Genomic DNA, 13,747 nt, shown 5'->3' with positions numbered 1-13,747 from the left:
ATACCAAAGAGGTGAAACATAAGTTTCCATTATTGCTGCTAGTAATACAATTGGTAAATAATAAAGAATATAGCTTTTAATGCTGTCAATTAATATTATGTAAATTGGTTTCATTTTAATAGGTTTTTTTCTGAATAAATTCATTAACTTACTAATAATAACTTTGTTAATAACATAAAGTATTGAAAGCATTAAGCTTGAACTATAAATTTCAATTAATAGATGCGGCAAAAACCCAAGAAACAGCCTTATTCCATCCGTGAAATTATATGCAAAGTGTATGCCAATTAACATACCTAATGAAAAAACAGTTGATAGCATGTTCAAATAATATAAAAATGGTATTGGTATAATAGCAAGTATCAGCATTATGAAAGGTAAAATGAACCCATTATTAAAAAAATATGTAAATAAACCTACTAGTTTAAATTTGTGCTCGTCATTTATACTAGCTTTTGAAAAATCGCTAAAATCATCTATCATCAAGCCAAGAATGTAAAATATGAAAATAATTGCTACAGTTATACCTACAGTAAATATGAAAAATTTATTAGCCCTTTTCATAAAACTTTTTTCAATGGATAACATAATCTTCTCCTTATATTTTATATAGTTCATAACAAACCGTATACTAACATACTATTAATAAAACAAACCTTTTATAATCTTCGGTCATTTCTAACTTTCATAGACTTAACAACTAAATAAACTACATTTACTCCCATTACAAGAACATAAGGTATTAATATAAATAAATTTTCTAATTGTGAGATGAAAATAAGTCCAAGTAAGAAAATACATTTAACATAGTTGGCATAATAAATCCTTGATCTAGTTCACCCTTCCTTTTCAAATCAATAACACTCCTTTGTGATATTAAAATCAATTTATTACTGATTGTATAATATTTGATATTAACACATAAAAATAGGGCGAGCACATAAGTGCCTGCCCGAGCAGTTTTGAATTAACTATAAAAATAGTTAGAGTGATTTCATAAAATAACACAATTATAAATAAGAAGGTGATATTTTAATTTGTGAAGCGTCCCCGAAGGAACCCTAAGGGATAAAGTTCTGGAGGAACTTCATGCACAATTATATTATACGCAATTAAATAGCACAATAAGATTTACAGTATCTTAACACTACTCACTTGATTTAGTCTTATTGAATTTCAAAATAGTAAAGATAACTACGATAGCTATCGTAACGAGGTCAAATGATCTTGTAAAAGCTTCTCCAAATTCTTTATTTTGCCAGAAATAGCGAATGATGAACAAAAGTGTTGAGTGAATAAAAAGTATTATAAACATATATATCATAGATTTATCCAAAACCATACATATAATAATCATCATTGTAACTGCAATTATAGTGAGTAGTAACATTACTACATAAGGTGCAGACATATTTATTTCTCCTTATTTAAATAAATAGCTAAGAATGCCGTTCCTATACAAAACCACATACTAAATATTGCTATCCACATAACTAATCCACCTTTTCTATATATTCCAATAATACATTCCCAATTAAAACAACTATAGCAATATCTGCTAGTATAATTGGTATGTTAAATGCTACTGAGAAATTTAATAATAAAGTTCCTATGTAAAAAATAGCTATAGCAATAAAAAACTGTATTACAACATGAAATAATTTATGCCCTCTCATTTTCATGAAAAATTGTCCTACAAACAATACAAAAAGTAATGATAAATATAATGTAATACCAGTTAAACCCATTAACTCTTCTGATTGGGAGTTAATATGAAAGAATGGTATAAAAGTTAACATCCTATTTATGAATAACAGAATACCGCAAAAGACTATAATACCAACGAAATGAATACCTAAACTCTTAATGAATAATAATAATTTATTTTCTGATTTCTTAGAACCAATCGATATAAACAAATCTATTATAGCAGCCAACACAATTATTAATATAAATACTATTAAATAAAATTGGGAATACTTTCCCATAAATAGGTCAATAAAAAAACCTAGAACATCGTACAATCCACTTAACATAATTTTCTCCTTATACTTTTCTTTTTTAATAATATTGAGTGTAACTCACAAGTATATTAACATAATCAAAAAATAACTTATATTGTCCATACATATAAATTGAGTTAATAAATGTAACAATAACAAAACCACCTAACAGAACTGATACTGATGGGTGGAAGTTATAGTACTTTATTTGAATCACCTATAAATTTCAATAAATATTTGATAGTGTGATATTAGTTGTATAAACAATCTTTATTAATGGAGGAAACATGCTTAAAATTTATGATGCTACTTATATCAAAAGAACATTAAGCTTTTTAGCTATAACATTATTGATTTTTATCATCACTTTTATTCTGGCTATTATATTTAGTTCTTCTACTGAAACCATTAAAAACATATTTAATGGTATACCTAAAAATGTGGCCAATGCAGAAGGTTTACAAAAAGTTTGGGAATATATATTAAACAATGGCTTTAGAGTTCCCTTTCAAATGCTGATACTAGCTATCATTCCAATTCCTTTTTTATATTATTTAAATATAATCAGTACAACAATTTCTCCTGCTATAGCTTTAGGATTTGCAGTTAACTTTGATAATTATAAAGGAATTATGCTAACCATATCTACAATCCCTCACTTCTTGATAGAAATATTAGCATTTTGCTTTGTTGCTAGTAGCCTATTCAAATTAAATCAATCTATTATCAGAAAGATTAGCAATCTTTTAAGAAAAAACAAGAAACAGAATGTTTCTATCAAACTAGCAATAACTAATTTAATAAAAATTTACATTTTTATTGCTTTACCTTTATTTATAGTAGCAGCATTCGTCGAAAACTATTTATCAAAATTAATACTTGATTTACTCACTTAAAATAACAAGCCCACTATCATTGATAATGGGCTTGTTTCTAATCTTCCAAAGGAATATCATCTATAACTTTAGTTCTATTGGGGTACTTCTTATCCATTTTCTCTTCTACTTCAGTCATCCTACTCACCTACATTAATGATTACCGGTGTATCACCAGTGAGTTCATGCTTATCTGTAAATAGTGTGTGGTATTTGCCAAGTAGATCACGCGCTTTTAAACGGCCACTAATCTTAATAGGTACTTCCACCATCTCAACACTTTCATTGTATATGATATTGTATTTGCCTGTGTCTGGATTCTTAACATATTCACCACGTTTGGTGACTACTTCTTTTAGTTCAGTTTCTTCCCCTACTGCTGCATTAGATAATAAATGTAGTATCTCATTCGCAGAAAGCACATCATTATCAATAATCTTATTTTTATCTTCATAGTTATAGTTGTGCTATTTTTCATTCTTAAATAGGTTATAACCTTGTATATGAGCATTTTGCTACCTGAATCATTCCTTTGATGATAATTGTCTTACATATACTGTTTTTAGATAAGTATACACAGATTATTCTTCTCTTTACTTCCCCCTTTAACCACAAAAACACCCCTTAAGCCAAAGACTTAAGGGGGTTCATCATTCTATATATTATTCCCACTCGATGGTACTTGGGGGCTTAGATGTAATATCATAGACAACACGGTTAACGTGGTCTACTTCATTAACGATTCTGCTTGAAATTTTTTGTAAGACTTCCCAATCAATACGTGCAAAGTCACTTGTCATACCATCAATGGATGTCACTGCGCGAATACCAACAGTATGATCATACGTCCGGTAGTCTCCCATGACACCTACGGATTGAATACCAGGTAACACTGTGAAGTATTGCCATATATCGCGTTCAAGACCTTCTTCACGAATGACTTGTCTTAAAATCGCATCTGATTCGCGTACGATTTCAAGTTTATCTTCTGTAATTTCACCCAGCACACGAATACCTAAACCTGGACCTGGGAAAGGCTGTCTCCATACTAAGTGTTCTGGAATACCTAATTCGATACCTAATTCACGTACCTCATCTTTGAATAATGTATTAATAGGTTCAATTAATTGGAATTCCATATCTTCAGGCAATCCGCCTACATTATGATGTGATTTAATCGTTTGTGCTGTTTTTGTACCTGATTCAATAACGTCTGTATACAATGTACCTTGCGCTAAGAAATCAACACCTTTTAGCTTAGATGCTTCATCATCAAAGACATAAACGAATTCATTACCAATGATTTTACGTTTTTGTTCCGGATCTGACACACCTTGCAATTTGTTCATAAAACGTTCTTGAGCATCGACACGAATGATGTTCATGTTGAAGCCCTCACCAAATTGTTCCATGACCATGTCGCCTTCACCTTTACGTAATAAGCCATGGTCTACGAAAATACATGTTAATTGGTCACCAATCGCTTTGTGTAATAATACAGCAACAACAGATGAGTCTACACCACCACTCATTGCACATAGCACCTTGCGATCACCAACAAGTTCGCGGATTTTTTCAACTTCAATATCAATAAAGTTTTCCATTGACCATTCACCAGTACATTCACACACACGACGTACGAAGTTACGTAATAAATCGTTACCAAATTCAGTATGACGTACTTCAGGATGGAATTGAACACCATAGATACGGCGTGATTTATCTTCAATTGCTGCATAGTTTGTGCTTGGACTATCTGCAATCACTTCAAAACCTTCTGGGATTTCGATCACTTTATCTGAATGACTCATCCAAACATTTTGTTCTTCAGGAAGTCCGAAGAATAATTCATCCGTTTTCGCATTAATCACTGCTTTACCGTATTCTCTTTCATTGGCACGTTCAACTTTGCCACCTAACAATTTAGTTGTTAATTGCATACCATAACAAATACCTAGAATAGGAATACCTAAATTGTAAATTTCTGGGTCAATCGTAAAAGAGTTCTCTTCATATACTGAATTTGGTCCTCCTGAAAGGATAATCCCTTTCGGATTCATGCGTTTAATTTCTTCAATGCTGATTTCATGGTCGTGCAGTTCACTATACACACCCATTTCACGTATACGACGTGTAATTAATTGGTTATATTGGCTACCAAAATCTAAAACAAGTATGAGCTCTTGCTCTTTCGCCATTTCCATAACTTTAAATCTCCTTTTAACTTAGAATGAATAATTTGGTGATTCTTTAGTAATTTGCACATCATGTGGGTGACTTTCTGCTAATCCAGCAGGTCCCATACGTGTGAATTGTGCTTCTTCTCTTAATGCTTCTAAGTTTCTTGAACCAGTGTAACCCATACCTGATCTCACACCGCCCATAAGTTGGTAAATCGTATCTTGTAATGGACCTTTATAAGCAATACGACCTTCAATACCTTCAGGCACGAATTTTTTAGGGGCTTTATCTTCTTGGAAGTAACGATCGTTAGAACCACTTTCCATTGCGCCTAATGAACCCATACCTCTATATACTTTATATTGTCTACCTTGGAATACTTCTGTTGCGCCAGGGCTTTCTTCAGTACCTGCAAGTAAGCTTCCTAACATCACAGCGTGTCCACCAGCTGCCAATGCTTTGATGATGTCTCCTGAGAATTTAATACCACCATCAGCAATAATAGCTTTTCCATGTTTACGTGCTTCTGTTGCACAGTCATACACGGCTGTAATTTGTGGCACACCTACACCAGCAACAACACGAGTCGTACAAATTGAGCCAGGTCCAATACCTACTTTGACAACATCAGCACCAGCTTCGTATAAAGCTTTAGTACCTGCAGCAGTCGCAACGTTTCCGGCAACTAATGTCACTTGTGGGAATTTTTCTTTAATGTGTTTAACCTGTTCTAAAACACCTTTAGAATGTCCATGAGCTGTATCAATAACTAAGGCATCTACACCCGCTTCAACTAATTTTTCAGCGCGAATATCTGTATCTTTTGCAATACCAATCGCTGCACCAACTAGCAATCTGCCAAGTTTGTCTTTAGCAGAATTTGGGAATTCAAGTACTTTTTCAATGTCTTTGATTGTGATTAAACCTTCTAATTTACCATCTTTAACTAATGGTAATTTTTCTATCTTATGTTGCTGTAATAGTTCTTCAGCTTCATCTAAAGTAGTGCCTACAGGTGCTGTAATTAAGTTTTCTTTAGTCATAACATCTGAAATCTTAATAGAAAAATCTTCAATAAAACGTAAATCACGGTTTGTTAAAATACCGACTAATGTTCTGTCTTCTTCATTGTTAACAATAGGTACACCTGAAATACGATATTTGCCCATTAATGCCTCTGCTTCATATACACTTTCTTCTGGCGTTAAGAAGAATGGATTTGAAATAACACCATTTTCTGAGCGTTTAACTTTTTGAACTTCATCTGCTTGATCTTCAATATTCATATTTTTATGAATGACACCTAGGCCACCTTGTCTAGCCATTGAGATTGCCATTTTAGATTCAGTTACAGTATCCATACCTGCTGAAATAACAGGGATATTTAATTTAATACCTTCTGATAATTGAACGCTCAAGTCTACTTCTTTCGGCAATACATCTGATTCTGCTGGTAACAATAACACATCATCAAAAGTTAAAGATTCTTTTTCAAACTTATTTTCCCACATATGAATACAGCCTCCTAATATTTGTTTTATAGCTCCATTATTCCATAGTTTCTATGTTTTGTTGATTCTTAATGCCGTTAAAAAAGAAATTCAAAACAATTGCTGAAATCGCACCGAGTACAATACCATTTTGAGTTAACCATGCGAATTGGTCTCCTAAAGCTTGAAACGCTTGTGGTACTGCACTTATACCCGTTCCTAGTCCAACTGATACCGCGATTACCAATAAATTATTTTGATTTTTGAAATTAATATTACCTAATATACTAACACCATATGCCATAACCATGCCAAACATTGCTATCATTGCGCCACCTAATACTGGTAGTGGAATCATATTTGCTAAAGCACCTAATTTAGGAATACAACCACAAATAATGAGCAAGATAACCATGCCATAGATAACTTTGTTCTTTTTAGCACCTGATAATGATACTAAGCCTACATTTTGAGAATAAGCAGTATACGGGAATGCATTAAAAATAGATCCTAAGATAATCGCAAGACCTTCAGCTGTATAACCTTTACGAAAATCTTTTCTTTCCAATTTCTTACCTGTAATTTCACTTAATGCATGGTAAACACCTGTTGATTCTATCAGACTGACTAACGCAACAATAAAGAATACTAAAGTTGCGCCAAAATCAAAGCTGAATGTTGAAAATCTAAATGGTTGTGGTAACGAAAACCAATGTGCTTCACCAACTTGTTTCACATCAACAATGCCAAATATTGACGCTAATACTGTACCTACAATTAAGCCAATCAATATGGCAATAGATTTTAAGAAACCTGTTGTAAAACGTTGCACAATTAATATGACTATTAATGTAATTACACCAAGTAAGATGTTTTTGGCATCACCAAAATTTTTAGCACCTTCTCCACCTGCTAAATAATTCATCGCTACTGGCATCAAATTGATACCTATAATTGTAACGACACTACCTGTTACAACTGGTGGAAAGAATTTAACTAAATATGAAAAGAATGGAGCAATGATGACAACCAATATACCTGATAAGAAAAGGGAACCATATAAATCACCTATGCCTTTGGTTTGCCCGATTAAAATCATCGGCGCAACGGCAGTAAATGTACAACCTAAGACGATAGGCAATCCGGTGCCTGTGCCTTTCCAAACTTGTAAAAATGTGGCTACACCACACATAAAAATATCAACAGTGACTAAGAAGGCAATTTGTTCTGGAGTAAAATCTAAGCTTGTCCCTACAATAATTGGTACGAGTATGGCGCCTGCATACATCGCCAATAGATGTTGTAAACTTAAGATAAATGTCTTCATGATTGTTCCTCAACAAATGTCACTTTATTTCCACTTAGAGAAGCAACTTTACATAAAGACGATACTTTCAACCCTGCTGTTTCTAAACGTTCTCTGCCTGGTTGGAAGCTCTTTTCAACTACAATGCCTACACCAACAGTTTCAGCATTGGCTTGTTGAACAATTTCATTTAAGCCTAATGATGCATCACCATTAGCTAAAAAATCATCAACAATTAATACGCGATCATTTTCGTCTAAAAATTCATCTGAAACCACTACAGTACTCGTCGTATTTTTAGTGAATGAATGGATATCAGCTTGATATGTATTTTTCGTTAACGTGCTAGGCTTTGCCTTTTTAGCAAATAAGCATGGTACATCAAAATGCATTGCTGCCATGATTGCTGGTGCAATACCAGATGCTTCAATCGTTAATACTTTAGTAATCCCTTCATTTTTAAATTGATTATAAAACGTTAGTCCTACGTCGTGCATCAGCTTTGCGTCTATTTGATGATTTAAAAACCCATCTACCTTCAAAATCTTCTCATCAATGACGACACCGTCTGCCTCAACTTTCCGTTTTAACAAATCCACTCAAAAAACCTCCTCATTTTTTATACAAAAAAAATCCTAAACTAACTTAGTTTCAGGATCTATGAGTGAACGTGCAATACTATAAAGAACTGATAGCCTTCAACATTCATTTCCCTAATTATGTAGAAATTGAAAACACGACAATTGTTTTAGAAGAATATATTAATCACTTCATTTCCCAAATCAAACTTTAAAACGATTGAAGTTGAATGCTTTGTATTGTATTGGTTACCCATAGTCATGTCGTTAATGGCAACATGGTAGAAACTTCTAGAGCCATATTCTCTAGATTATATGAGTTAGATAAATTATTAACTGATGATAGCAAATTTCGGCATGATTTTCAACACGAATATTATAAGTAAGCGCTTTAAAGAAGGAGATTTATTAATAATCAATTATGTTAGTAACCGTTTTCTTCACTTTTAAATCAAGATTGTCAGATACGCCACTTCATTATATAATAAATATATATTCGTTTTACCTAGTAGTTAATAGGGAAAGTATTAGATAAACAATAGAAAAGTGGACGGAGGGACAGTTAATGGCTGATTTTACAATCGTACAAAGTAAAGACGAAATACTACCAACTATCCAGCAAAAATTGTCAGAAGGATATGTTGAATCTGAAATTTCAGTAATTAGTAAGACAAAACTTCATTTTGACGAATTACATGATTCTGAAGTAAACCTAACAGCAACGAGTGGCTCATTCAGTGACAAAATGGCTAAAATTTTAACTGGCGAAGACGGCGAAGAAACTGTTTTAGCTTATTATGATATTAGCGATGATGATAAAGAGCGTTATAAAAAAGAGATCCTTGATAATAACTATCTCGTGATTGCAACTAAAGATAACTCTTCTCATGAAGAAGTACAAGAAGCAAATGCTGCATATACAAATAGTGCTATTAAAGATAAGCATTACGCAGAAGAAACAGAAGGACCAAAATCCTAATCTACGCTCAAGTAAAGTGTGATATATACTATTATTTTAATAAGATCACAAAATACTTTCATATAGCTACTTAACATTATAGACTACCTTTATAAGGAGCGAACGCAGGAAATCACTTTGTATTTTGTGGTTTCTGTCTCGCTCCTATTTTATTCCTTTTATAAATGACCCATAGAATATTTTTATAAATTATTTCCACTGATTTCCATTTATTTACTATGTTATAATAAACGCATTATTATTGGGGGGGCATCTATTCATGGATTTTAAGACTATCAAATCAATTGATGATCCATTATTTAAAGCAGCATTAAAACTATATGATGGACAATTCGACATTGATTTATCTGAAGATGAACAAATATTTAAACAATCTTTAAAAAATGAACATACCAAAGATGACTATATCTTTTTAGTAGGCTTACAGTCAGATAAAGTTGTTAGCTTAGCAACTGCACACTATGAAGCGACGACAAATTCTGCATTTTTAATCTATTTAATTGCAAATGACCAACCGGATCACGATGATTTAATTACAAGTACTTTGACACGTATAGAAAAGGAAATTAATTATTTATCCAATCAATTGCATGAACACGATGTGAACTTTATTATGCTAGAGGTACCTAAAGAACCAGAACTTGTTTCAGAAGATGAGCAACAAGTGCTCAGTAACAGACGCGAGTTTTTATTTAGCCATGGTTTTGAAAGACAATATGATTTAGATTATCTAGCCCCAAATTTAGACGGATATTCAGAAGGATTACCTAAAGATTTGTTTATCAAATCTAATATAGAACTGACAAAAGACATATATGGGCCAAGTATTAAATCAAACTATATATTAAAGTATGTATTTGCGAACAGAATTTCTAGAAGTATTATTTACCCATTATTAGAAGAAATGGATTTACGTAAATCATAGTGTACACCACTTGAAATCACTGTTAAAACAGTTTAGACTAACATAGAGGTAAGACTGACGTTTCACTAACCGAAGACAAACGTCCGTATACATAAAATCACTTATGAAAGGACTCATTTCTATGTTAACTAAAGAATTTGCACAACGTGTTGAACTAAGTGAAAAGCAAGTCCGTAAAATCGTTCAACATTTAGAAGAACGTGGTTATCAACTTAGTAAAACCGAATACCGTGGCCGCGAAGCCACAGATTTCCAAGAAGAGGATATTGAACTCTTCCAAGATATTGCTGAAAAAGTGAAGCAGACAAATAGCTATGATTTAGCCTTCGAAGAACTTGAAAAGGAAAAAGATTTTCTACAGGTATTAGTCAAAGAGGATGACAACAACCTACCTTCAGATCAAAATGTGTCTTTACTCGTAGAAGATTTACGTAACGAAATTCAAAATATGCGTGACGAACGCCAAATGCTCGGACAAATGATTAATCAAGTGCACCAACAACAGCAAGAATTGCATAAAATGCAAGATCAAATTACATCTAAACTAGAAGAAAATACAGAATCACTGAAAGCAATTCAATCATCTACAGATGAAATTAAATCTACACAAAGTGTCATTCAGGATTCCCAAAAAGAACAAACAGAACTTGTGAAGTCTAATGTCGAATCTGAACGCGTGGATACAAATCAAAGTTCAATTAATAATGAAGCGAATGCATTCACTGAAAATACAACTGAGCAAGCAAATACGAAAGCAACACCTGAAAAAGCGACTGACACAACAGATGCTCATACAAATACAGTTTCTGAAAATGTAACAACACAAACTGCCGATGAAGAAATCACACAAATTAGCGAACAACCTTCGACACAAACAGCAAATTCAGAAACTAAAAAGCAAGCTGCTGAAGTAAATTCAGCCGATAAAACAGATGACCAAATTGAACAAGATACACATAAAGAAACTTCTGAAGCTGAACAACAAACAGATCATAACAAAGAAACCGCATCAGCATCGTCTACTACAAATGAGTCAGACGCACAACAAGCAAACACGTCTCAAGAAACAACGTCATACGCTTCACCACTTGCTAAAGAAGAGCGCAAAGAAGAACGTAAAGGATTTTTCGCACGCCTCTTTAATTTATAAGTTAAAGATGATACCAAAGCCAAAAAGTCTTTGGTTAAAAAAACGTCAATTTCTATTGAAATCATATAGAAATTGACGTTTTTTGTTTTGCATAAAATTTCACAGTTTGTGATATAGCTATTATTCAAAAATTACAGCGCTATTTTAATTTTACTAAGGTCGCTTTGAACTATAATATTACTCGAATCGAAATTCGTATTAAAATATCTACCAGCTTTCTAAATCAAAAATTGTGTTTACTTCATTATCTTCTTTTAATGGATCATTTAGTTTCTAAATCAAAAATTTTCCTTAATTTCATCCTGATTGAATTTCTATCTAATTTAGCCACAAACGCCTTGACACCATATTCTGCCTAGATTTATAGCCCTTCCGATTCTGCTTCAAAAATAAAGTCATATAAATTTTATAATTTTTTTGAGTAATTGACTTGAATATTATTCGTTTTGCTACTATCCTTAGTATGCGTATCGGATTTAACAAAATAAATTAAATAAAAGAAAGTGTAGGTCTTGTTTTTATGTTATTAACAATTTTAAACATCATTATTTTTGCGGCCTTCCTTATCGGATTATATGTAATGGCAAGAAGACATGTTTCGTTTCCTAAACGTGTCTTTACAGCTTTAGGCATCGGGATTGTCTTTGGAATTGCTATTCATTTAATTTACGGTGTGGATTCAAAGGTCACTAAACAAACCACAGATTGGTTTAGTATAGTTGGAGATGGCTATATTTCATTCTTACAAATGATTGTTATACCTTTAATATTTATTTCAATCGTTTCCGCATTTACTAAAATTAATATTGGAGAAAAATTTGCTAAAATTGGCATCTATATCTTCATTTTCTTAATTGGGACTGTAGCAATTGCGGCAATTATCGGTATTATCTCAGCACTTGTCTTTGGCTTAGACGCATCTACGATTGATTTAGGTAGTGCCGAAAGCTCAAGAGGTAGTGAAATCGCAAGTCAAGCTAAGGATATGACAGCTAACACGCTACCACAACAAATCTTAGAATTATTACCAAGTAACCCATTCTTAGATTTCACTGGTCAGCGTACAACATCAACGATTGCTGTAGTGATCTTCGCTGCGTTTGTTGGCTTTGCCTTCTTACGTGTAATGCGTAAACAACCTGAAAGTGGTCACTTACTTAAACGTGGTATTGATGCCGTTTATAATATCGTAATGGCAATTGTAACGTTTGTATTACGTCTAACTCCATACGGTATTTTAGCTATCATGGCGAATACAATCGCTACAAGTGATTTTGGTGCAATATGGACATTAGGAAAATTTGTAATCGCATCTTACGCGGCATTAATTGTAATGTATATCATTCACTTACTCATTGTAACTGGTATGGGACTGAACCCTGTTACATTTGTTAAGAAAACGTCTGAAGTATTGCTATTTGCATTTACTTCTCGTTCAAGTGCTGGTGCTTTACCACTCAATGTTCAAACTCAAAAAAATCGTTTAGGTGTGCCAGATGGTATTGCAAACTTCTCAGCTTCATTTGGTCTTTCTATTGGTCAAAACGGCTGTGCCGGCATTTATCCAGCAATGTTAGCAATCATGGTAGCGCCGGCAGCTGGTGTCGAAGTTAATTTACAATTTATCTTATCTGTCATAGGCATTGTTGTCATTAGTTCATTTGGTGTAGCAGGTGTCGGTGGTGGCGCAACATTCGCATCTATCATTGTATTATCTACATTAAATTTACCTGTTGCATTGGCGGGTGTACTGATTTCAGTAGAACCACTTATCGATATGGGTCGTACTGCATTAAACGTTAACGACTCTATGCTTGCTGGTACAGGTACAGCTAAATTGACAAACAACTTAGATACTGACACTTATCATTCGAAAGAATACGGGGAAATCACAAGTTCATAATAAAAGACATCACACACTATGAACTTTAGACACTTTTTATAAATATAATTAAAGGTTGGAACGCTAGTCGTTCCAACCTTTTTTCATTTCTATACTTTTACTATATTATCAATTCAATTTTAATCATATTACTATTTTTGTCGTTTTATTGTTATCATCAGTTTTACGTAATTATAAATAAAGACAATAATCAAACTTAGCGATAATGATTTCAACAATAGGTTGACCCATGTACCGTTCGTAGTTAAGTAATACGTCACGATACTATTTATAACAAACACAATAAAAATAATCCCTAACTTCAGTAACATGTCTCCCACCTCTTTTAATTTAGTTTAGTGGGAAACATGTATTTTT

At 32.9% G+C, this 13,747-nt stretch carries 13 protein-coding genes, 2 pseudogenes and 1 riboswitch; of the genes and pseudogenes, 5 read left to right on the top strand and 10 right to left on the bottom strand.

The features are described 5' to 3' along the window. The 4 genes and pseudogenes from CD150_RS06175 to CD150_RS06160 form a co-directional block, all read right to left on the bottom strand. A partial coding sequence (locus CD150_RS06175) for a stage II sporulation protein M (RefSeq protein WP_103161433.1) occupies positions 1-588 on the bottom strand: 588 nt, incomplete at its 3' end. A gap of 71 nt (positions 589-659) precedes the next feature. Next, positions 660-853, bottom strand: a pseudogene (locus CD150_RS13985) (hypothetical protein). A 294-nt stretch (positions 854-1,147) separates the two neighbouring features. Further along, positions 1,148-1,411: a hypothetical protein gene (locus CD150_RS06165; RefSeq protein ID WP_073345073.1), complete on the bottom strand. Its 264-nt coding sequence runs from the start codon at positions 1,409-1,411 to the stop codon at positions 1,148-1,150. Positions 1,412-1,493: 82 nt separating this feature from the next. After that, positions 1,494-2,036, bottom strand: a complete 543-nt coding sequence (locus CD150_RS06160; RefSeq protein WP_073345078.1) for a hypothetical protein — start codon at positions 2,034-2,036, stop codon at positions 1,494-1,496. Between the two features lie 254 nt (positions 2,037-2,290). On the opposite strand from CD150_RS06160, the gene CD150_RS06155 reads away from it, so the two are divergent. Further along, positions 2,291-2,899 (top strand): stage II sporulation protein M, encoded by a 609-nt coding sequence (locus tag CD150_RS06155; RefSeq protein WP_073345082.1) that lies wholly within the window; start codon positions 2,291-2,293, stop codon positions 2,897-2,899. Positions 2,900-2,936: 37 nt separating this feature from the next. Here the strand turns inward: CD150_RS06155 and CD150_RS13700 are convergent. The 5 genes and pseudogenes from CD150_RS13700 to xpt all read right to left on the bottom strand — a co-directional run. Further along, positions 2,937-3,387: pseudogene (locus tag CD150_RS13700) on the bottom strand (terminase small subunit); the annotation flags it as partial. A gap of 153 nt (positions 3,388-3,540) precedes the next feature. Next, positions 3,541-5,082, bottom strand: coding sequence for a glutamine-hydrolyzing GMP synthase (guaA, locus tag CD150_RS06145; protein ID WP_019469906.1), 1,542 nt, complete (start codon positions 5,080-5,082; stop codon positions 3,541-3,543). A 21-nt stretch (positions 5,083-5,103) separates the two neighbouring features. Continuing rightward, positions 5,104-6,570 carry an IMP dehydrogenase gene (gene guaB, locus CD150_RS06140; RefSeq protein WP_046207044.1) on the bottom strand — a complete coding sequence of 489 codons (1,467 nt, stop codon included), beginning with the start codon at positions 6,568-6,570 and terminating at the stop codon, positions 5,104-5,106. Positions 6,571-6,607: 37 nt separating this feature from the next. Next, a complete protein-coding gene (pbuX, locus tag CD150_RS06135) occupies positions 6,608-7,876 on the bottom strand; it encodes a xanthine permease PbuX (RefSeq protein WP_070038350.1) in 1,269 nt (422 codons plus the stop codon). Next, positions 7,873-8,454: a xanthine phosphoribosyltransferase gene (xpt, locus tag CD150_RS06130; protein ID WP_046207046.1), complete on the bottom strand. Its 582-nt coding sequence runs from the start codon at positions 8,452-8,454 to the stop codon at positions 7,873-7,875. The genes pbuX and xpt overlap by 4 nt, the downstream gene beginning before the upstream one ends. 215 nt (positions 8,455-8,669) lie before the next feature. Beyond that, a riboswitch (purine riboswitch) is annotated at positions 8,670-8,772 on the bottom strand. A 226-nt stretch (positions 8,773-8,998) separates the two neighbouring features. Here xpt and CD150_RS06125 point away from each other — a divergent pair. The 4 genes from CD150_RS06125 to CD150_RS06110 all read left to right on the top strand — a co-directional run bounded on the left by CD150_RS06125 (position 8,999) and on the right by CD150_RS06110 (position 13,390). Continuing rightward, positions 8,999-9,412, top strand: coding sequence for a general stress protein (locus tag CD150_RS06125; protein ID WP_064209625.1), 414 nt, complete (start codon positions 8,999-9,001; stop codon positions 9,410-9,412). Between the two features lie 259 nt (positions 9,413-9,671). Beyond that, a complete protein-coding gene (locus CD150_RS06120) occupies positions 9,672-10,337 on the top strand; it encodes a hypothetical protein (RefSeq protein ID WP_073345147.1) in 666 nt (221 codons plus the stop codon). A gap of 121 nt (positions 10,338-10,458) precedes the next feature. Beyond that, positions 10,459-11,487, top strand: a complete 1,029-nt coding sequence (locus CD150_RS06115) for a hypothetical protein (RefSeq protein ID WP_073345151.1) — start codon at positions 10,459-10,461, stop codon at positions 11,485-11,487. Between the two features lie 520 nt (positions 11,488-12,007). Beyond that, positions 12,008-13,390: an L-cystine transporter gene (locus CD150_RS06110; RefSeq protein WP_046207050.1), complete on the top strand. Its 1,383-nt coding sequence runs from the start codon at positions 12,008-12,010 to the stop codon at positions 13,388-13,390. A gap of 131 nt (positions 13,391-13,521) precedes the next feature. Here CD150_RS06110 and CD150_RS13695 read toward each other — a convergent pair whose 3' ends face one another. Further along, positions 13,522-13,701, bottom strand: a complete 180-nt coding sequence (locus CD150_RS13695) for a hypothetical protein (RefSeq protein WP_071562246.1) — start codon at positions 13,699-13,701, stop codon at positions 13,522-13,524. Positions 13,702-13,747 lie beyond the last annotated feature (46 nt).

Source organism: Staphylococcus ureilyticus, assembly GCF_002902235.1.
GTDB lineage: Bacteria > Bacillota > Bacilli > Staphylococcales > Staphylococcaceae > Staphylococcus > Staphylococcus ureilyticus.
This window is presented reverse-complemented; position numbering and strand designations above follow the sequence as displayed.

Coding starts and splice junctions, on each gene's coding strand:
- CD150_RS06165 (WP_073345073.1), bottom strand. CDS start 1,411: ATGTCTGCACCTTATGTAGTAATGTTACTACTCACTATAATTGCAGTT.
- CD150_RS06160 (WP_073345078.1), bottom strand. CDS start 2,036: ATGTTAAGTGGATTGTACGATGTTCTAGGTTTTTTTATTGACCTATTT.
- CD150_RS06155 (WP_073345082.1), top strand. CDS start 2,291: ATGCTTAAAATTTATGATGCTACTTATATCAAAAGAACATTAAGCTTT.
- guaA (WP_019469906.1), bottom strand. CDS start 5,082: ATGGAAATGGCGAAAGAGCAAGAGCTCATACTTGTTTTAGATTTTGGT.
- guaB (WP_046207044.1), bottom strand. CDS start 6,570: ATGTGGGAAAATAAGTTTGAAAAAGAATCTTTAACTTTTGATGATGTG.
- pbuX (WP_070038350.1), bottom strand. CDS start 7,876: ATGAAGACATTTATCTTAAGTTTACAACATCTATTGGCGATGTATGCA.
- CD150_RS06125 (WP_064209625.1), top strand. CDS start 8,999: ATGGCTGATTTTACAATCGTACAAAGTAAAGACGAAATACTACCAACT.
- CD150_RS06120 (WP_073345147.1), top strand. CDS start 9,672: ATGGATTTTAAGACTATCAAATCAATTGATGATCCATTATTTAAAGCA.
- CD150_RS06115 (WP_073345151.1), top strand. CDS start 10,459: ATGTTAACTAAAGAATTTGCACAACGTGTTGAACTAAGTGAAAAGCAA.
- CD150_RS06110 (WP_046207050.1), top strand. CDS start 12,008: ATGTTATTAACAATTTTAAACATCATTATTTTTGCGGCCTTCCTTATC.
- CD150_RS13695 (WP_071562246.1), bottom strand. CDS start 13,701: ATGTTACTGAAGTTAGGGATTATTTTTATTGTGTTTGTTATAAATAGT.